This window comes from Vibrio sp. 03_296, assembly GCF_002265885.1.
In genome coordinates this window covers 64,424-86,194 of record NZ_NPKW01000056.1, presented here as the reverse complement: position 1 = coordinate 86,194, position 21,771 = coordinate 64,424, and the positions used below count along the sequence as shown (strand labels likewise).

Here is a 21,771-nt window from a genome sequence, read left to right as displayed (position 1 = left end):
TCCCAACTACTGAACAATCAGATTTTGATCATCGATCATTTGCTGAAGGATTTGTGCTTCGGTCAGCCCTGCGCCGTAATAATCCTCAAGATTCAGGTCTGTCAGCACGATGGTTTGCACCGCATTCACACCATCAGTCTTGATGTTGATATGCAGATCCGTACCGGTTTGCACTAGGTCGACAAATGGATCCGCACTCGCACCATCACTCACACCCAAACCAGACAAAATCGCACTAAGATCAATGGTGTCGCTGTTGGCAGACATATCAAACCCTGCGATGGTATCGACCGTCGCATCTCCCACTGAACCTAAACTGTCTGAGTTGAAGACAAACAGATCATCGCCACTGGTGGCGGTTAAGCTGCTGTCCCCTATCGCCAATAGCTGCACATCCAACACCTGGCTGAGTCCTGTCGCTGTCTGGCCGCCCAGCTGCGCACTTGGCGTCAGTGTGAGGGTGAAACTCTCGGCGCCGGTGTAGCCGGAGACAATACTGAGGTTGGCCACATCATTAACCGGAACGAGCCATTCGCCAGACTCTTTGCTGCCAGCCGACAGGAGCAAACCATCGGGTAATCCCGAAATGGTCAGATACCCTTCTTCTCCATCGGCAGGATTAACCATACTCATATCCAGATTGAGTGAAATCGACCCGCTCGCTTCAGCCACGATGGTGACGTAATCCAGCGTCAAAATGGGCTCATCGGGTACCGGAGCTAGCTCAACGACAATGCTTTGTGTTTGCGCCTCACCCAAATCTGTCGCAAGAGAGCCCAACACAATACTCTTGTCAAAAGTTTGCGCTGTCATGGTCAAGTTGAGGGTGCCAAAGGCATCCCCTGAGTAGAGTTGGATATTACCGACCTCACTGGCTCGAACAATCACTCTCGCCACCCAACTACCATCACCGTGCTGATTGAATGACGCTTCATGGCCATCAACAATGATCTTATCCAGCCCGCTCAACGCAGAAGGATCGGAAGTCAATTCAGCATGCAAGGTCAGTACAATAAACTCATCGCTATTGGTTTCATTGCTGCTGATGGTCACTGGGATAGAAAGCGCTTCTCCTTCCATGCCAGTGTATTGACTATCCAATCCAAAGAACTGTACATCATCACCCACTGGCAAAACGCCCACTGTCATCGAGCCAGAGGTGTGGACAATATCGGTGGTACCGATCTCTTGCGTGATTGCGTTGATGGTGAGTGGAATATCACCGCTGAAATCCAATGGTGGGAGAATATAAAGATCGGCAAGTCTGCTTGGATCAAGTTGCCACTCACTGGTGGGCATGCCATCGAAACTGCCACCATCGGCTCCATTATTTGGCAGCAGTTCATAACTTGCACCCACTTTGTAAACCAGCACAGCCCCATCCGGTACGCCTTTGATCATGACGGATAGTGTTTCGGAACCATCTTGGTCAATGAGGCTAACATCAAGGCCGGACAACGCAATGTAACTGTCCTCATCCCCCCGTACGTTGCTTGCGTTAATGTTGGCGGCATCGGTCACCGGATCAATATGAATGGTGATGATGGAAACTTTGTCTTGCGTATCGGTTTGCGCGACACAATCCGCAGCATCGGTAATATTGGCATGCACTTCCAAGCGAATATCACCACTGTAATGCGCCGGAGGGACAAGGCTGATATCGCCAAGTCGAGCCGCATCGTTAATGGTGTACGTGCCATCACCGTTGTCGGTGAGCAGTCCAGTATCTGCCGGAGTTTCCACTAACGTGACGCCACTTGGCACTTTGATCATCAGGCTATTGATGGTCTCTTTACCCGTTGCGCTGTTACCCTCACCACTGATCGTTTGTCCCGCCTCAACACTGTCACCGAGTGTCAGGCTCAAATTCAGATCCGTCACGCCATCTTCATCCATGGCAGTGACCGACGAGACCAGCATATCATCAACAATGGGTAGAATTTCGATATCAATGGCTTGCGTAGTAGTGACACTGTCACCATTGCAACCAGAGGTTTCTTTGATGTTCACTTCGAGAGAAAGGCAACCCGAAAAGTCCTCATCCAAACCGGTGATTTTTAAGCTCGCCATTGCTTCGGGCGGAATAACAAAACCGACGATGTTCCCCGCGTTGTCATACTCAATAGTGACCCCTTCTCCCTCAATCATCACGCCGTCTGGCAGTTTATCAGCGCTAATAAAGAATGAGAGTTCGTTATTAGGATCACTGCCAATATTGCCATCGAGCAAACCCGATAAGTCGAGGTCTTCTCCTTCGTTGAACTGCAGAGCGTCATCACCCGGAGTCAGATCGCCAGGGGGACCAACGGGCTCACAGCTGCCACCCCCGTCGTCATGCCCAGTAAATTGCACTCGGATCGGTGCGTCGATAAAGCGGGCATCCTCCCCATCAATCACACGCACTGAGACCACTAAATTAATGATCTCGGTATTTTGTGTCGACGAAATCGTCGCATCCTTGAGGATCAGCGCCGCCAACTCGCGCACGCTATCACTGGTTAGGCCGTGCGCAGGGATCACCCAGTTTCCTTCACCGTCTTGAGTGGCACCATTCGGATGGTCGACAATCAAGGTTAAGCCTGTCGGCACTTTGATGACGATATAATCAAGATACTCAGAGCCATCCACGTCCATATCAACAAAACGCACCGCGTATGTGAGATCGACTGCTCCCCCCTCACTGTTGACGAGCACCCGCGGATTGCCTTCTAATCGCGTATCGAGTTCAACGCGGGCATCAAAATTCACGGCGATGGTGGCATCAACATATTTCTGATCAATGGCGCCTGTACCAGAGGTATCCTGCACCAAATAAGTCACTGGGATATCGAGCGTACCGCTGAAATCCATCGGTCCTTTAGCCGTTAAACGACCGCTGTTTAACAACGATTCCAGATCGGGGAAAAGAGAGTCGGTCAAGCTCGCGACATCTAATCCACCCGTAGGAATCGTTATTTCAACGCCATCAAAATAGAGCGTGATTCCCTGCTCTGGTGCGTTAATCACATAACCGATGACTTCTTCACTGCCGTCGTTATCTGCACCTAATGATGGCCAAAGTGAAAGAGGAACTCGATTGTCTTCCACACCTAACGAACTGATGATGCTGCCTGAGTTTTGATCCACTTGCGGCTTGATTTCGATATCTACCGTCATCGGGAACTCGCCGGAGTCACCATCTGGCTCAGTGGAGATCACTTTAAGAGAGAGTTGCAGTTGACCACTGTAATCCTCAGGGACTTTGAGATACAAGTTAGCCAAATCGCTATTGGTCACTTGATAAATGATCCCTGTGGTTGGGTCTTCACCCGAGATCGGCAAACTCACTGGCTGCCCTGAAGCATCCACTAGCATCACGCCATCAGGAATACCCGTGATCAAAATGTTGATCACTTCGGAACCATCGTCATCTGACGTGATGAGTTCAAAATCCAACGGGATCAATTGATCTTCAATGAAATCGGTTTGATTGCTGATCACTTTGCTTTCGGCATCATAACCCCAATGTCCAGCACCGCCATCGATCGCGAGTGGTTCATCGACAACCCCGGTTAAACGGATAGTGATGGTTTCCGTACTGCTGTTGGCGGTTGGTGTCACTGGGACCAAACCATCCACCGTTGACTCCAGCGAAACGGCGGTCACTTTCACGGTCAAGGTTTCAGTCACCGAGCTGATGTCTTCTTTCGGAATCAAATAGATGTGGCCAGCCACCAGCTCAGCATCCGAGAACCAATAAGTGCCATCTTCCAAGCGAAGCGAACTGCCCCCTTCGACACTCCAACCCTCTGCCACTTCAAGTTTGTAGTAGAGCGTTTCAGAACCATCGCTATCGGTGAGATGCCCTTTAATCGCATCGTGGAGGTTCAACGGCTGATCTTCTAAGCCCGCAATGTTTTTCACGGACAGTGATGGCGTATCGGCATCCGGGCGCACATTGATGGTCACTTGCTGGGAAGCGACTGCCGTTTGATCGCTTGGACTGGCAAAGCTACTACCCGCTTCCGTTGCTACTGCGGTGACCGTAAAGGTGAACTGTCCAGAAATATTGGTATCGGATCGAATCGTCATGCGATTCAATTCTTCTTCGCTGTAAGCGATGGTTTCGTTGACTTGGCTGCCATCGAGCCAAACGGTAATTCCCGCAGGAATGCCGGAGATCAGATAGCTGAGGCTCTCTGAGCTGTCGCTGTCGACAAGATCGGCGTTCAACGTCAGCGATAATGGCTCTGAAGCGTCTTCAACAAGGGTATAGTCATACTGTGAATCGGCTTGCCATGTAGGTACATCCGCAACGGGGAACACATTGACATTAATGGTATCCGCCAAGGTTTCACTGCCTGTGGTACTGGCGATGATCGCGCTGACCGCCAAAACGATCGTAGCGGTATTGCTGGCTAAATGCGTGGCAGGTTGATAGGTCAGTGCGCCTGACACCGTCACTTGGTTGCCAATCATCAGCAGCTGACTACCCGAGAGAATGACTTTGCCACCCACGGCATTGAGCGCGACACCATCAAGGTATAAGGTGCCTCCTTGCAGAGAATTGGCATCAATCTCTATCGAGTCCACCGTTTCCCCTTGATCGCGGTCGCCCAGTGCCACCACGATGGACAGTGTCCCTTGCTCATCTTCACGCATTTCCACATCATCAACACGTAAGATGCCGGCTGTGTCATCCAAGACCAGCGTTGCGGTGCTGGTCACTTGGTCGCCGTCCCCATCGATAACCACATAGCTTAACGTGTCAGAAATCGCAGGAACCGTGGTCACATTTGGGTTGGTGGTTAGTTCAAATGTGCCATCTTGATGCACAACCAGTGAGCCGTACACCTCACTTGGCACATTCGGGTTAACGAGTTGGATAGTCACTGGCGTGCCATCCGCCGAGAGTGGATAAGTTGTACCGCGATACGTCACGCTGCTGATTTCAGCACCATCGGCACCCATCACCGACTCAGGCAGCAAGTTCGTGGTGTAACTGTCTCCTTCCACCAGCTCGACACTGGTGTTCTGCGCAATGGGCACATCATCCGTCACCGTCACGGTTAAAGTTTCAGTGGAGGAGATGTCGCCATCGGCATCGATAACCCACATATCAAAAGGCAGATCAAGTAAGTTGGTACCATTGCCATCAGGGTGATCCAGCGCACCAGAAAGGACAAAATCGACTTTGCCGTTGTTGTTCGGGCGAATTTTGAACACCACTTCGCCATCATTGCTTTTTGCCACAAACCAGCCATTGCTGTTTTGCGCATACAGGGTTATCGCTAAACCGCCACTGGTAAAGCCTTGGGCGTTGAACGCGGCGATGTCGATCTGAATATCAGCCACATCATCACTACCGCCATCGACATTCAGTACATGCGTGACGGTCTCGCTGCCCGATGCGATGCCATCATCATCCGTAATGCCGTGCTCGTCTACCACCACTTGACCAGCGATACTTAATGTTGGCGTTTCGCCATCAAAGATGATCAAGGTGCTATTGCTGGTCACGGACGTGCCGTCGGTATCCGTCGCGGTGACGGGTAATGCAACACTCAATTGTTTATCGTTAGTCAGTTTACTGTGATCAACGGGCAAATAGAGATGCACCGACAGGGTAACCTGATTGGTGCTATCTGGCGCAAAGTTTACGCCATCCGGCAACTGCACAGAGAATACCGCCGTGCCATCACTGAGAATGGCATCATAACTGCCGTCACCGTTCACACGCCAAACCAACGCCTCACCATTATGGGTAAGCGCATTGTTGTTGCGATCCACCACCGCTTGGCCATTACTCACTGACAAGGTCACCGCAACGATTGGGTCGGTGTCCGCCGATACCACCAGATTGACACTTGCTTCACTGGTAATGCCCGCGGGAATCAAGTTGTCTTTCGGCAGCTCAGTCACCACTAAAGTTGCCGACGTCAGCTCACCTTGATGCCCGTCTTGGATTTCGATGTCTAAAGGCAAGCGCTGTATATCGCCATCGGTATCGCGTATGGTGATCACGAGAGGAATCGCGTCAATTTCATCCTCATCGTGCTGATCTAACGCTCGATAAAGAATGAAATCGTAGTTAATCAGTGAGTTGTTTTCTGCATTTGGCTCTTGAATATGCACTTCAAACACCAAGTGGTTCAGATCCCCGACATAGGCTTGAATCGTGTTGCCATCTGGAGAAACCACGTACGAAATCTCTTCCCCACCACTGGTTAGAGTGGGCTGCCCAGCCAGTTCAAAATAGAGCGAGCCAATAGGATCGCTTCCCACCACGACATTGACTGAACCACTGTCACTGATACTCGATTGAGTCAGCAACCCTTCTTCGTTTAAGAACACACCATCTGCATTTGATAACGTAGGATTGGTGCCATCTTCAATTCGCCAAACAAAATCTCCAGAGATCAGCGCCGTACCATCACTGTCGGTGCCTGTGATGGTGACAGGTAAACGAGTGACATCATCACCGTTGTACTGGTTAATTGGCCGATTCAAAGTAAGAGTGAGTGACGCGTTCACATCACTACCACTGATCGCCGCGTCACTGAGGGTGAGCGTAAAGATAACATCGCCATTGTGTGCTGTGGCACTGATCGTTTTACCATCCGAACTTAACTGATAGCTCAGCGTCAATAAACTCTCACCACTGGTCAAATTAAGGGATTCAAAGTCCGCTAAAGCCTTTTCATCAAAACGCAAAGAGTTGGCATCGGGATTATCTGAGCCACCAGTCACCGTGATGCTTGTTGTCACCACTTGTGCCCCATCGCTGATCAGATTTTCTGTCAGGTTTTGGCTGCCTGGTTCAATTCGCCCAGCCTCACCATCGTGAATATCGATCACCACATTCGCGGAGTCGTAATCGTAGTTTTTGTCCCCTGCGATGTAGGAAAACGTCACTTGCTGGCTTTGGCTATGGTCGAGATCTCGACTGACCGCCATGGTCCAACGACCGTCGGAATAGATGGTGAGGATTCCCTCTGGTAGCACTAAGCTCAGTGGTGCGCTTTGCGAAACCACATGCGTTTCGCCATTAATGAAAATGCTCTTCACCAACAGTGGCGCATCAAGATCAAAATCGTTGGTGAGCAGATTACCAAACTCATTGTGCCCTTCCGTTGTCAGGTAGTGGTCATCAAAGGAGATCGGTTGAGAGTCGAGTACGACGATGGAAACAGGCGCCACGACGGTTTCACTGGTGCCATCGGTATCCGTTTGTGTGGCCTGGATAAGCAAAGAGGTATGGGTAGAATCAAGATCGCGAATTTCATCGAGCGGCTTTTTCAGGCTGATCTTCACTTGGTCATCCACTATCTCCGCCGTCAGTACCTGTGCCCCATCAGTTCGCGTAGCCGTTAAGCTCAACCCGTCTGTCGAAATGGCGATCGTGATAGCTTGCCCCTGCGAAGTCAGCTCGGTGAAGGCACTTTGGTCAGCGTGGAAAGCAAAATCACCAAACTGGATGTTGAGATCAACCGTCGCATTTTGCTGTCCAAGGAGACCAACGAGCGCTTCGATGAACACCGCACCAGCTGGGTAGATCACCGTCGGCATGGTGTCCGTTGCTGGGTTACCCGCTAAATCTGTTACGTCTGCTTGAATTTGCCACTCTGCATTTTGATCCAACGAAGCAATGTCAACACCGTTGATCGTCCATGAGCCTGAAACATCAACAAGTGTGGTGTAAGTCAGCGTATTTGTTCCGTCTGTAATCGTCACCGTTACGGTTTGATTTTCTTCCGCGCTGGTCGTGCCCTGAAGGGTTGTCAAGCTGCCCGAACGAAAATCCACCACGCTCAAACCATCGAGCGTATCGATATCTATTTGTGGTGGCAAAGTATCAATCACATGCAGCGAATCACTGGCCGTTGCCACATTGCCCGCCACATCACTGACCGACGCCGTCACCACAATCGGCCCATCAGCAAGACTAGAGAGATCCGCATCGGCGACTTCCCAGCGTCCGTTGACCACCGTGGTGCTAAACGTCAGCACTTTGCCCGCTTGATCCGTCACCGTGACGGAAACCGTTTGACCCTCTTCGACAAAAAAGACTCGGCCAAACAGATCGGTGGCGGTCACTTCAGTCGCATTAAGCAGCGCATCACTGCCTGAGGCCACATTCACGCTGATCACTGCGCGCGTGTCTTTGACAATGGTATCGGTGTCCACGGTGGGATTGCCAGCGACGTCAATCGTCTGCGTATTGACGATGAGCTCACCCTCAGCAAGCGCAGAGAGATCTTCGCTGATTGACCAACTGTTGCCGCTCACTGTGGTTGTGAAGGTTAAGCGATGACCAAGATGATCAATCACTTCAATGTCAATGCGCTGGCCATCTTCCACATTGCTCACGGTCCCAGCGATACCACTGGTGGTGATTTCGGCCTTGTTGAAGAATTCATCACCATTGCCTTGGAAATCGGTGCTGATCTCCGCCAAGGTGTCTTTGATCGTGGAATCACTCGCCGACACGGAATGGCCATAGACGTCGTGAATTTCCGCTTCCACCGTCAGTGGCCCTTCCGCCAATGAGCTAAGATCAACCGGGCTCACTTGATAGGCGTTATCGGAAACGCGTGTGGTAAAGGTCAGCACCTTGCCATCTACATCCGTGACGGTAATGGTGACGAGGCGTAAATTCTCGACATCCACCGTGTTACCGTGAATACGCACTGCGGGCACTTCAAACTGGTTTTCGTAGCCATTGCCACCATCGTCAATCACCACAGTAATCTCTGCACTATCAACCAGCGGAGGAAAGACAATCGCATCTTCAATCACAATGGGCAGTGGCGTTAGTACCGTTTCAGTGGTGCCATCGGCATCGGTTTGCGTTCCTGCAATCATCAGGTCCGTGAGTAGGCGCTGCGAGTCGCCGTGATCCACTGGCAGGAACAGTTGCAACTGAACTTGAGCATTCGAGGCAATATGCGCCGTCAGTAAAATTTCGCCATCGGCACGGGTGGCGGTTAAGGTCTGCCCATCGGCTGACAGCGTGGTCGTGATGCTTTGACCAAACGAAGTCAGACTTTCTAGATCCGTTTGCACGTCATGGAAACGAAATTGTGCTTGTTCCACATTGATATCGGATGTTGCACCGCTGCTGCCAATCGCCACCGTCAAATCTTCATACACGGTCACCACATCAGGGAAGGTGAGCGTCGGCATATCATCCACCGCGCTGTTTCCTGCAGCATCGGTCACCGTGGCGGTGAGTGTCCATGTCGCGCGGTTGTTCAAGTCGCTCACATCAATGGCTGCAAATTGCCAGTTTCCCGCGGCATCCACGCTGGTAGTGACACTGATGCTTTGAGTGCCATCGCTGATGGTCACCACCACGGGTTGACCGGCTTCGGCCCCTGTAGTGGTGCCTTGCAACGCAGTGCTGGTACCTAATTTAAACTGCAAAATGTTGAGGCCATCGAGCGTATCTATGTCAATGGTTGGAGCCGTGGTGTCTACCGTCGCGCTATCGGTTGCCGTTGCTGGGTTGCCTGCGACATCGACGGTCGAGACGGTGGCGGAGATCTCGCCATCCACAAAGCCAGAAAGATCGAGATTCTCGATCGCCCATGCCCCTCCAACAATCGCGGTTTGCAGTGTCATGGTGTTGCCTGCGGAGTCCGACAGCACCACATTCACGCTTTGGCCATCTTCAATGTGACTGACCAAACCGCCAACTTTTACCAAAGTCAACTCTTCTGGATTCAATAAGTCGTCGTCACCACTTTCAATTTCAACCGTAATGGACGCTTGAGTATCTTTCACTATGGTGTTCTGTGAGGTGGTAGGGTTGCCCGCGACATCAAGGGTTTGAGCGTGTACCGTCAGCTCACCATCACTTAACGTGCTTAAATCAACCTCCAGGGACCATTGCTCGCCCGATACCACAGTGGTAAAAGTCAGTCGTCCGCCTTGCCCATCGATGATTTCAACGTTGATGGTTTGTCCATCTTCAACATTGGCCACGTGGCCATTGAGCATGGTGGTAGCCACTTCGAACTGATTTAAAAATGCATCCCCTTGGCCATCAAAGGCGACATCCATTTCTGCCAAGGTGTCTTTGATGGTGGCGTCGTTGGCGGTGATGACGTTGCCATAGGCATCATGAATTTCTGCCTCGACCGTGAGCGACCCTTCAGCAAGCGAGCTCAAATCGACAGGGAAAAACTGATATTGGTTGTTCTCAACTCGGGTGGTGAAAGTCAGTGTCGCGCCCAACGAATCGGTCACGGTAATGGTGACTAAACGCAAATCTTGAACATCCACCGTATTGCCGTGTATCCGCGTGCCTGGTACTTCGAGAGCATTTTCGTAGCCATCGCCGCCATCGTCGATAGTAACCGTCAACGACGCGCTATCCACCAAGGGTGGGAAGACAATCGCATCCTCAATCACAATCGGTAACGGTGCAATCACTGTTTCTGTGGTGCCGTCGGCGTCCGTTTGGGTGCCTTCCAACAAAATTTGCGTCAGCAAGCGTTGCGCTTCACCATGGTCAACGGGCAAAAAGAGGGACAACTTAACTTGGCTATTGGTTTCAATCGCGGCGGTTAATACTGTTGCCCCATCGCCACGGATAAGGCTCAAGGATAGACCATCGGTTGAAATCACCACTGACACGGATTGACCAAGAGAGGTAAGTGCGGCGAGATCGGACTGCGTGTCGTGGAAAGTAAACTGGGCATTATCGATATTGATGTCCGACAACGCCTCGCTGCTGTCGAGAATCACCGCTACGTCTTCCCACAACGCGACGGTGTCTGGAATATCCAGTGTTGGCGTCTCATCGCTGGCGCTATTGCCGGCGGCATCGGTCACCGTAGCAGTTAAGGTCCAACTTTTCGCAGCATCGAGCGCACTGACATCGATGGACGAAAACGACCACAAGCCAGACGCATCCACCGTTGTGGTCACCGAGATGGTCTGAGTGCCGTCGCTGATGGTCACCACAACTGGCTGTCCGGGTGCTGCCTTGCAGTGCGGTTTCCGTACCTTGCTTAAATTGAACAATCCCAAGGCCGGTTAAGGTATCAATGTCGATGGTGGGCGCCGTGGTATCCACGAACACCGTATCTTCTGCTGTGGCAGGGTTACCCGCCACATCGATGGTACTGGCGGTGGCGTGGATTTCGCCATCCGTAAGAGAGGAAAGGTCGAGATCTGTGAGTGACCACGCGCCCGATACGACTACGGTGGTAAACGCTAACTTCGCCCCAGAGGCATCCGTCACCACCACTTGCACCGCTTGGCCATCTTCAACATGGCTGACAACGCCAGAAAGCGTCACAGAACTCAGTTCGGTCGGATTCAGCGCCTCGTCCTCGCCACTGTCGATGGCGATGGTAATCGCTGCTTGCGTATCTTTTATGATGGTATCACTCGCGGTGGTGACATTACCGGCAACGTCGATGGTCTCCGTATTAAGCGTCAACTCGCCATCCACCAGCGACGAAAGATCAGCCTCGATTGTCCACGTATTGCCCGCAACAAGAGTCGAAAACGTTAAGGTGTTCCCTAGAACATCGATCACCTCGATATCAATGCGCTGACCATCTTCTACCTCGGTGACTCGTCCTGTCAGTACGGTTTTGCTCACTTCAAACTGATTGAGAAACGCATCGCCATTGCCTTCAAACTCCGCGGTGATGTCTGCCAAGGTATCCTTGATGGTGCTATCTGAGGCTTGAATGGTCTTGCCATAGACATCGTCGATATGAGCCTCTACGCTTAACGGCCCTTCGGCTAAGCCTGTCAAGTCAACTGGCGAGATTTGGTAACGGTTGTTTTCTACTCGAGTGGTGAAAGTCAGCGTATTGCCATCCACATCGGTCACAGTGATCGTCACTAATCGGAGATTTTCCACATCGGTGGTGGTGCCATGAATGACGACGGCGGGGACTTCTTGCGCATTCTCGTAGCCATCGCCACCGTCATCGATGGTGACGGTGATCGCCGCGCTGTCAACCAGTGGAGGAAACACAATCGCATCGCCAATCACCACCGCCACCGGCGCAACCACCGTTTCGCTTGTACCATCACTGTCGGTTTGCGTGCCTTGAATCATCAGCTCCGTCAGTAAACGTTGGGTGTCACCGTGATCGACCGGCAAAAAGAGTTGAATTTTGACTTCTTGATTGTTGAGAATTTGGGCCGACAACACCACTTGACCATCGGCTCGCAGCGCCGAAAGAGAAAGACCATCGGCAGAAAGTACCACCGAGATGGATTGACCAAGCGAGGTCAGTGAAGACAGGCTACTTTGCTCATCAATGAACGTGAAATCGGCATTGTCGATATTGATTTGCGAAAGCGCGTCGCTGCTGCCAAGAGCAACGGCAATATCTTCATTAACGTTGACCATATCAGGCACCATCAGGCTAGGCATATCGTCGCTTGCGCGGTTGCCAGCGAGATCTGTCACCGTTGCGTTCAATTGCCATTCCAAATTGGCATCCAATGTCGAAAGGTCAATGCTGTCGAACGACCAATTGCCAGCCGCATCAACTTGGGTGAGCGCTTCAACCGTATTCACCCCATCGGTGATGGTGACTAAAACCGGCTGCCCAGCTTCCGCGCCCGAGGTGGTACCTTGCAAGGCCGTGTCTGCCCCGGATTTAAAATCGATGATCTGCAACCCGGTTAAGGTATCAATATCGATGGTAGGAAAAGTGGTATCTAGTCCTGCGCTATCGGTTGCAACAGCAGGGTTACCCGCAACATCTTTCGTCATCGCCAAGACGCGAAAATCACCATCGGCAAACTGAGAAACATCGATGTTGTCGATCGACCATTGATTGCCCGACACTGAGGTAACAAACCACTGCGCATGGCCTGCCGAGTCCACTAGGACAACACGAATCGCTTGTCCATCTTCAACATTCGTCACCTCACCGTAGACACGAACGTTGCCACTCTCGGCATCACTCACCAAATCATCATCGGCAGAGTCAATGGTTACCGTAATGGAAGCTTGTGTGTCTTTGACAATGGTATCGCTTGCACTTGCGGGGTTGCCCGCTACGTCGATGGTTTGAGCATGAATCGTCAGTGGGCCTTCCGCAAGGCTGCTTAAATCTTCGTTGATCGACCAGGTTCCACCATTGACCCTAGTGGTAAAACGTAGGGTTTGGCCCAAGCTATCGATCACTTCGATATCGATGCGTTGCCCATCTTCAACATGGCTAACGGTGCCAGTCAGGCCCGAGGAAGAGATTTCAAAACGGTTAAAGAACTCATCGCCTCGGCCATCAAACTCAGTGGTGATCTCCGCCAAAGTATCTTTGATTGTGGTATCAGAGGCTTGAATAAAGTTGTCGAGTTCATCGGTAATGGTTGCGGTGACGGTCAAGGTGTCTTCATCAAACCCACTGGCGTCAATACCTTCAATGCGGTACTCGCCTTGAAAAACCGTAGCGCTAAACACTTGCTGTTGACCGGAAGCGTCAGACAAAACCAGCTGAACGATGCGGCCATCCTCTACGTCTGTCGTGGTACCGAAAATCGCAATGCTCGGTACTTCCAGCGCATTTTCGTAACCATCGCCACCATCAGCTATCGTCACCGTGATCGTGGCATCATCATCCAAGAGATAAAATTGCGCATCTGGGCTTTCACGCTCAGGCGTGTTTTCATAGTCTGTCGGCAGCGTGTCGTAACCGGATTGAGCCAACACCTCACGCAGTTCAGGGCGAATGAAACCGAATAAGCTCGCGCTTTCAGAAGCGAGGTCCTTATCCGAAGATTGCGCATCGTTTGGCGTTGTAGGGCGTTGGTATACTGGCTCTGCGTCAATGGGATCGTCAATGTTAACGGCATCACTATCATTAATAGGTAGCGGTGTTTCTTTAACGTACTTCACCGTTGGGTCAACCACCTCGTCGGCTTGTACGGCAACCCACTGACCATCAGGCATTACCTTCCAAAGTACGCCGTCGATTTCGATATAAAGTACCGGTTTCATTGTCATTTCCCTATGCCACTGCGCTTACTGATATAAATTTAATGCATACCAAACAAACCCACAAGGCTTGACCTATCATTTAAGCTTATGTTTTTTAAATTAAATCCACACCTCATTAACGGATTTACATATCAAATAAGCCTCTCTCAATTATTGAACAAATTGATACCATTGAATTCAGTCAGTTTCATAACCAAGTCCATCACTCAACTCTTTGTCTTAGCGAAAGCTTCACGATTACTTCACATTTGATGATGAATAATCAAAACCATCGAAAAGAGGAAGTCATTATGAAAAAAATCCTATTAGTGCCATTTGTTTTGCTTGCATCTCACTCCGCTTTTGCTGCTTTCGACGCTCAACAACAGCAAGGTGGTTTTACGGGTCCAACAGTGGGCGGCGTCAATACAGTCGCCAATGCACTGACCGCGCGCGATGATACGGCCGTTGAACTGACAGGGAACATCGTTCAATCCCTCGGAAATGAAATCTACCTATTTAAAGATGCGACTGGCGAAATTCAGGTGGAAATCGATCACGAAGATTGGCGTGGGCAGAATGTCGCTCCAAAAGATAAAGTGCTCATCATTGGTGAAGTAGACAGTGAACTCGTGTCGACAAAAATCGATGTGGACTCTATCCAAAAACTGTAAATAACACCTGCCTCTGTGTTGCTCTGCGTACCAAACGACGTTGAAACGCCATTACTCAACTCGTTTGGTATTCTTCAAATTCGCTAACGTTTATTTTGAACAACATTGACAGACACGCGTACTTTCATTATTTTCTTTCGCCGACTTTCCCATGTTCATTAAACGTAAATAAAGTTCAAATTAATATAACCCTCGTCTATCTCCATTTGTAATCCCATTACGATTTCTCCGTAGGAACATTCCTACACAATCAAAATTTATTTTTAAAATTCAAAAAGTTATGATTATTTATTAAAATCTCAAAATTTGACAAATTCTCACATAATTTTAATCTTATATTCCATATTTGAGGAATATAAGATGTTGAACGCCCACATTAGATTCGTTTCATTTCTAATTTTACTATCCGGACTGTTATTTTCTGGAAATGCACTACCACAAGAAGAAAACTCTGAACAAGAAACGAATCCGCCATCAACAATAGTGATCGGCATCACCTCAAAATCGATCAACCCATCACTGGATAGTGAATCGTTGGGTGTTTATTGGGGCGTCAATGTTGAATACCTAAGAAATATCGCCAAAATTCTTAACATCAATATTGAGCTGAAACATTATTCAAATGTCGTTGAACTGCTGCATGACGTTGAAACAGGTGAAATTGATGGCACGGTAGGTTTTGCAAAAACACCTGAAAGAATAAACCGTTTTCTCTTTTCTAAACCTCTATTTAAAAGCAGTGTTTCCATTTGGTTCAAAGAAAGTTTTTATCAAACAAGGCCATTTAGCACGCTCAGTTGGACATGTGTGAAAGGCACTTCTTACTGCGAATATTTAAGAATCAAAGGCATCAAAAACATTCATTCCGCTCTGAATTTTACTGACGCGGTCGCGATCATGAATAAAGGGCAAGCGAATGCGTTTATCTCGTCATTTGTCACGATTAACGAATATCTCGACAAGCATGATGTTGTACGTGGCGCCGTTGAAATACCCGATTGGATAGAGCCAGAAGAGATCAGTTTTATTACTGCGAAAAACAACGTCGCTTTAATGGAGAGCATTGACAAAGTTCTAGAGTGGGAAGTGAAAGGCAAGAATATTCGCTCGGTTGCATCGAACAACCTTTACCATCTTAATGACAGGCTTCTTTCTGAATATCGCAGGGAGCATCATGACAATGATGTCATCACATTCAGTACCAGCAATGATGCTTACCCATTTTTTGAAGTAACAGATGATGGTGAAGAAAGAGGATTATTGGCCGATTTTCTTGATTTAATCCAATCCCGCTCTGGCTTAGATTTCGAATATAAGAGTCCTATATTTGAGTATAATCAAGAACTTGCTACGTTCAATGCCAATATTATTCCTGTCGCGTACATTGATCGAGTGGAGTCACCCAATTGGCTACTCACTAAGCCCTTTATGCAGATAAAATTTCACAAAGTGGAGTTGGCTCCAGCTAAAGCCATTAATAATAGAAAACCGGTCTCTGGAATTTTACTCAGCTTAAAAAAGCAAGGGCTGATCCATATCAACGCTTGGAACAATGAAAACTTCAGAGAGTATTCTGACATTAAGAAACTGATGAAGGATTTGGAAGACGGAAAAATTCAATCGGCATATATGTCTGATGAAGTGCTTTACAGCCTTTTATCTCAGTTCAACAAAGGACATCTAAATGTCGACAAATCCCAAGAGAAACGTTTTTCCATCGCATTTTCGGTGTCTAATCATGACATTAAGTTAAAGAAACTGCTCGATAGCATTATCGACACCATCGATAGTAAAGAAATAGAGAAAATAAACAAAAGCTATCGAGACTTTAATCTCACGTATGGTTATGACTCAGAAACGGTTATTTTTTCTGCCATTGTCATATCGGTTGTCTTAATCATTATTGCGATCATTATTTATTTCGTGATTACCAATATGAAGCTCAAAGTAAGCTTAGCGGAAATTAACGCCAACAATGAAGAGAAAGAGAAACAGTGGTTAACCCAGATTATTCAAGAACTGAATAACAAAGTTTTTATTCATGATGATAAGGGGAAGTTGGTTCTTAGCAACTGTTCTGAGTATCTCAAAGGCCACTGCACCAATTGCCAAATTAAAAACGCCGCAACGCACATCTCATTAGTTGATGACTTAAACGAAGTGCAGCAAGTCCTGAGCGGTAAACGAATCAAAGAGTACAGCCAGACCGTCAATTGTGATTTACAAATCGAGCACATTTATCGCGAGCGCAAAGCTATTCGCTCTTTAGATCATCGCAAGCAGTTCGTTTTAACCGTATTACAGGATGTGACGGCGCAAAAAGAGCGCGAGGCCGCACTGATCGCCGCTCAGCATGAAGCACAAAGTGCAGTGAAAGCACGCGAGCGATTCTTGGCAACCATGAGCCATGAACTGAGAACGCCACTCGCCGCAACTTATGGCTTGCTCGATTTGGTGGCAACCCACTCCACCAGTGAGCGAGACAAAGAGTTGATGTTACGAGCAAAACAGTCGCTCAACCACCTCAATCTGTTGGTGGATGAGGTGCTGGATTACTCCAAGCTGGAAGCGGGCGAGTTGCAGATTCACCCAACGAAAAATGAACTGTTGCGTCTGCTAAGCCAAACCTTGCGTGGTTTTGAAGCCAAAGCCAACAGCAAAGGGCTGGGCTACTCGGTAAACATCATCCCGTTCTCATTGAGGTGGGCGATGATTGATGATCTCAGATTTAACCAAATTGTCAGTAATTTGATTTCCAATGCCATCAAGTTTACTGAACAAGGAGACATTACACTGACAGCGCAAGTGGTCAAAGAACGATTACTTTTGACCATCAAAGACACAGGTATTGGTATGACGCAAGATCAACTGGCCAATATCTTCAAGCCCTTTGTTCAAGCCGATAACTCCATCACCAGACAATTTGGCGGGACAGGATTGGGATTGGCCATTGTTGAACAACTGTTGAAGCAAATGGGTGGCCACATCATGTTGCGCAGTGAGTTGAATGTCGGGACTCAGGTTGACATTGAACTGCCACTGACCCCGTGTGAAGGCGCTTATCCTGAGCTGAACGCCTTGAGCTATTCGCCACAGTTACCGACGGACATTCAGTATTGGTGTCAATGCTGGGGGCTGGCCAAAAACGACACTAACCCAAGCGTAAAAAAGGCGCTAAGCGGTGAATGCAACACGCTCAGCTGCCAGCTAAATGACTGCCAGAGAAGCCGCGTACTGGAATGCGCACAATACCCAGATGCGTTATTGGATTGCTTATTAAAGATGACCAGTACAGAACAAGAGAACCACCTCGAGGAGATCCCGATGGGCCCTCTGTTAGGCAAGGTACTCGTGGCGGAGGACAACAAGATAAACCAGCACATCATCAAAATGCAATTTGCAGAGTTGGGGCTCACGCCTGTTGTGGTCAACAACGGTGTCGAAGCGCTGAACTACATCAAACAGCACGGTGATGTTGCCCTACTACTGACCGACTTCCATATGCCAGAAATGGATGGTTATGAGTTAGTGAAAACACTACGTGCAAACGAACGCTTTGCTGCGCTGCCGGTTGTCGGCGTGACCGCCGAAGACTCGAGAATCGCCAATGAGAAAGCGATGCAAAGTGGCATTAATGAAATTTTGTATAAACCCTATGACCTGAAACAACTCGGAGCATTATTAGCGCGTTACCTCACCAGAGCAAAGGCTCGAGAAAACTGGCTCGATAAGTTCTCTGAAAACGACGCCCAAGAAGTCGCGAAAGTTTTCATTGTCGAAATGGCCAAAGACTTAACGCAACTGAAACAAGCAGAGAGAGGCCACCAAATGAGAGCGGCAGTGCACAAGGTAAAAGGCGCGTGTGGCGCGCTGGGCATCCAGCACATTGTCGCCCTTTGTGAAGACGCTGAATCGGTGGACATGGCACACAAACCCGCGTTGGTGGAGAAAGTGATCTCTGAACTGGATGCGGAAATTAATCGAACAATCATGTGGATGGAAAGCTATGCGTAATAATTTGAAAATATTGGTTGTTGATGATCATCCGATCCATCTGACTTTGATGAAACAACAACTGGCGAAAATACCCAATACCCATGTTGCCACCGAGCAAACCGTAGCGAGTGCCTTGAGCACCTTGTCTGATGAGCACTATGATTTCATTTTCTGTGATTTAGACATGCCACACAACGATGGCATTGACTTGTTGATATCACTGAATGAACTGAAATACACAGGCAATGTCGCGTTAATCAGCGCGCTGGACCGCCCGATTATTTCTGCCGTTTCAGCCATGTGTGAACACTTTTCGTTTCAAGTGTTAGGCAAGATTAGCAAGCCTTACTCCAATAACGACATTCAGCAATTACTGGACAACGCCGCCAACGCCCTAAAGCCTGCGCGAAAATTGCGTAGAAAAATCGATGTGAGCGACCAAGAGTTCTTGTTCGATTTGGCCAATGGCCGCGTAAAAAACTACTACCAACCGTTAGTGAATTGCCGCACAGGTGACGTGGTTGGCTATGAGGCACTAGCAAGATGGCTGCACCCCATTCACGGTATGCTTTCTCCGGCGCTCTTTTTGCCCATCGTCGAGCGATGTCATCTCTCACACGAGCTGTTTGATATTGTCACGGATAACGCCATTCGAGACGCAAGGTACATCAACCACGGCCAGCGTATCTCAATCAATGCGGATCAAATCAATATCGAAGATGGCAACTTCAGCGAGCGTTTTATCGCTAAGTGCCTAGAAAACCAGGTGGAGCCAAGCGTCTTTACCATTGAAATTACGGAAAACACCTCGTTTAGCAACAGTGTGGAGCTATATAAAAACTTGGCCAAACTGCGCCTCAACGGCGTCAATGTATCCATAGATGATTTTGGGACAGGGCATTCGTCTCTCGAGAAACTTTCCCTGCTGCCTTTTAACGAACTGAAAATCGATCGCTCGTTTGTCTCCGAAATGGAAATAGACAGTAAAAAGCAGAAAATTGTCAATTCCATTTGCGGGCTGGCGAAAAGTTTAAATTTAAAAATCGTCGCCGAAGGCGTTGAAAAACAATCCACTTGGAACATGTTGAAAAAATACAATATCGACGTTTGCCAAGGTTATCTCTTTAACAAACCGATGCCGATTGAGGCAATCAATATATTGAGCGCATAGCATGATAAATAAAGTCAACTGCCTGATCTTTGATGATCACCCAATGGTCTGTTTCGCTATCAAGACATTAATTGAGCGGTTTTGCCATGTTGAAAGTGTTAGCACTGCGGGCTCGATGAAGTCTGCGATGGCCTTAATCAAACAAGAGCAAATAAACCTCATCTTATTGGATGTTAATCTTTCAGACTGTGATGGATTTGACTTCTTAAGACGCATCAAGTCCCACGGTTATCAAGGCAAAGTGATCTTCTTTTCTGCAGAAACCAGCCAGCTGTTTAGCGAGATAGCCTTTCGCTTAGGCGCGGATGGTTATGTGTGCAAATCCGAAGATCAAAGTATTTTGAAAGACGCTATCGACGCGGTGATCAACGGCTACACCTTTTTCAAGTTCAAGCCAAATTCTGCGGTCAACCAAGCTCAACCAGAACTTTCAGACCGAGAAGCGGCCGTAATGAATTACCTTTTAAAAGGCAAAACCAACCGTGAAATAGCCAATATTTTGTCGATCAGCGATAAAACCATTAGTACCTACAAACGGCGATTGCTGAATAAATTCAATGTCGAAAACATCGTTGATTTAGCAAAACTCGTTTCACTATAAAAATAAAATGACAACCTTCAGCCGAGAAAGAAAATGAAAAAAAGTTTAAGCCTGGCCTTTTTATTTGCCACACTTTCTTTTTTATCGTGTTTAATTGCACTGGCTATTTATGCCGTTTCCATAGAAGTAGAACGCTTTGATAGACAAGCAGACCGTTTAGAAAGTATTAAAAACTATGTGGTAACCATGGGCTTATTAACCCAATCCAACATCGATACCTCTGATAAAAAGGATAGAAATAACATCATTCAATCCACTCAACGTTCGTTTGAAGACTATATCTACGCTGTTGACAATTCAGAGTTGGATTATTATGAGGCGGTTGCCTATAAAACCATGCATGAAACAAGAAACTATTTCTTGAGCTTGTTTAATAATAAAAATTCCGTTTTTTATTACCGCTCTTACTCTGGTAAAAAGTATCTGCTTGATCGCAAAGTCAACGGCTTCAAAGTCGATGCGCGCAAGTTTAGCGAAAACTGGTGTAAAACACAGTTTGTCTGTACTCAATACGCATGGCCCGATCAACTGTTGGATCGCGCAGTGGTGTCCACCATCTACCACGACAGCGATTTAGGAAAAAACTTAATTTCTGTCTCTAGCCCTGTCTATTCAAACGAAGAGGAAAATGAAATTGTCGGCGAATATGTCTTTAGCCTCTTTTATGATCTGAACGGAAGAAGTGTCGAAACCATCTTTGACCAAGGGTTTAAAACCACCCTGTTAACCTACAATGGCTATCCTTTATCAGAGTTTGCCTACACCAAAACGTACATCGCGGATAACAAAACCATTTTCTTATTTTCCTACCCACTTTCAAAACTGGTGATTGATTATTCGTATTTGTTTATCGTTTTTCTGCTGTTGTTTTTTGTCTACTTGAATCTGTATGAACAATCCAAAACCAGAAAGCAGCAGTTAGCTGAAGTCTCTTCCGAGGTGATCAAAGACGAGCTAACCGGGCTGCACAATCGAAAGATCTTCAATGACACTCTGTTTAAAGACACGCTGGAAGATTCTCAATACACGGTGATCGCCATTGATGGCGACGGTTTTAAAAACATCAACGACACCTTTGGCCATCACGTCGGTGATGAAGTGATTTGCCTAGTCGGAAAATCCATGAAGGCCACATTTCGCCGTGGTGACTTCCTCATTCGAACCGGAGGAGATGAATTTTTGGCGATATTGCCAGATTGTGACCACAGGAAGGCCAGTGAGTTGGTTGGAAAGCTTAAGCAGCATTTAAAAAACAGCACCTTACCTTATAAAGATCTTACGATTGCAGTAAGCGTAGGGGTTGCCACGCGAGCACAAGACGAAACATTGCAAGAAATGATGATGCAAGCGGATGAAGCGCTCTATAAAGTCAAGGAGAGCCGCCGATAGT

General features: G+C 48.2%; 7 protein-coding genes. 5 read left to right on the top strand and 2 right to left on the bottom strand.

Annotated features, from left to right (window positions below; all coding sequences use genetic code 11):
- Window positions 1-6: 6 nt before the first annotated feature.
- Both CIK04_RS06460 and CIK04_RS33195 read right to left on the bottom strand, forming a co-directional pair.
- The gene (locus CIK04_RS06460) at window positions 7-10,914 is read right to left on the bottom strand and encodes a type I secretion C-terminal target domain-containing protein (RefSeq protein ID WP_232708670.1); all 10,908 of its coding nucleotides are present in this window, start codon (window positions 10,912-10,914) and stop codon (window positions 7-9) included.
- A complete protein-coding gene (locus CIK04_RS33195; protein ID WP_232708666.1) occupies window positions 10,796-13,960 on the bottom strand; it encodes an Ig-like domain-containing protein in 3,165 nt (1,054 codons plus the stop codon). The genes CIK04_RS06460 and CIK04_RS33195 overlap by 119 nt, the downstream gene beginning before the upstream one ends.
- Window positions 13,961-14,250: 290 nt before the next feature.
- Between CIK04_RS33195 and CIK04_RS06455 the strand changes: the two genes are divergently transcribed.
- The 5 genes from CIK04_RS06455 (at window position 14,251) to CIK04_RS06435 (ending at window position 21,770) form a co-directional block, all read left to right on the top strand.
- A complete protein-coding gene (locus CIK04_RS06455; protein ID WP_026050781.1) occupies window positions 14,251-14,613 on the top strand; it encodes a YgiW/YdeI family stress tolerance OB fold protein in 363 nt (120 codons plus the stop codon).
- Window positions 14,614-14,973: 360 nt separating this feature from the next.
- Window positions 14,974-18,627: a transporter substrate-binding domain-containing protein gene (locus CIK04_RS06450; protein WP_097352897.1), complete on the top strand. Its 3,654-nt coding sequence runs from the start codon at window positions 14,974-14,976 to the stop codon at window positions 18,625-18,627.
- Window positions 18,620-19,780, top strand: coding sequence for an EAL domain-containing protein (locus CIK04_RS06445; protein WP_097352898.1), 1,161 nt, complete (start codon window positions 18,620-18,622; stop codon window positions 19,778-19,780). Before CIK04_RS06450 ends, CIK04_RS06445 begins: the two co-directional genes overlap by 8 nt.
- Before the next feature lies 1 nt (window position 19,781).
- A complete protein-coding gene (locus CIK04_RS06440; protein ID WP_039538614.1) occupies window positions 19,782-20,381 on the top strand; it encodes a response regulator transcription factor in 600 nt (199 codons plus the stop codon).
- Window positions 20,382-20,414: 33 nt separating this feature from the next.
- Complete coding sequence (locus CIK04_RS06435) at window positions 20,415-21,770, top strand: GGDEF domain-containing protein (RefSeq protein ID WP_097352899.1); 1,356 nt, start codon at window positions 20,415-20,417, stop codon at window positions 21,768-21,770.
- The last annotated feature ends 1 nt before the right edge of the window (window position 21,771 follow it).

Bases quoted from the DNA above. Each gene is read 5' to 3' on its own strand.
- CIK04_RS33195 (WP_232708666.1), bottom strand. From the start codon at position 13,960: ATGAAACCGGTACTTTATATCGAAATCGACGGCGTACTTTGGAAGGTA.
- CIK04_RS06455 (WP_026050781.1), top strand. From the start codon at position 14,251: ATGAAAAAAATCCTATTAGTGCCATTTGTTTTGCTTGCATCTCACTCC.
- CIK04_RS06450 (WP_097352897.1), top strand. From the start codon at position 14,974: ATGTTGAACGCCCACATTAGATTCGTTTCATTTCTAATTTTACTATCC.
- CIK04_RS06445 (WP_097352898.1), top strand. From the start codon at position 18,620: ATGCGTAATAATTTGAAAATATTGGTTGTTGATGATCATCCGATCCAT.
- CIK04_RS06440 (WP_039538614.1), top strand. From the start codon at position 19,782: ATGATAAATAAAGTCAACTGCCTGATCTTTGATGATCACCCAATGGTC.
- CIK04_RS06435 (WP_097352899.1), top strand. From the start codon at position 20,415: ATGAAAAAAAGTTTAAGCCTGGCCTTTTTATTTGCCACACTTTCTTTT.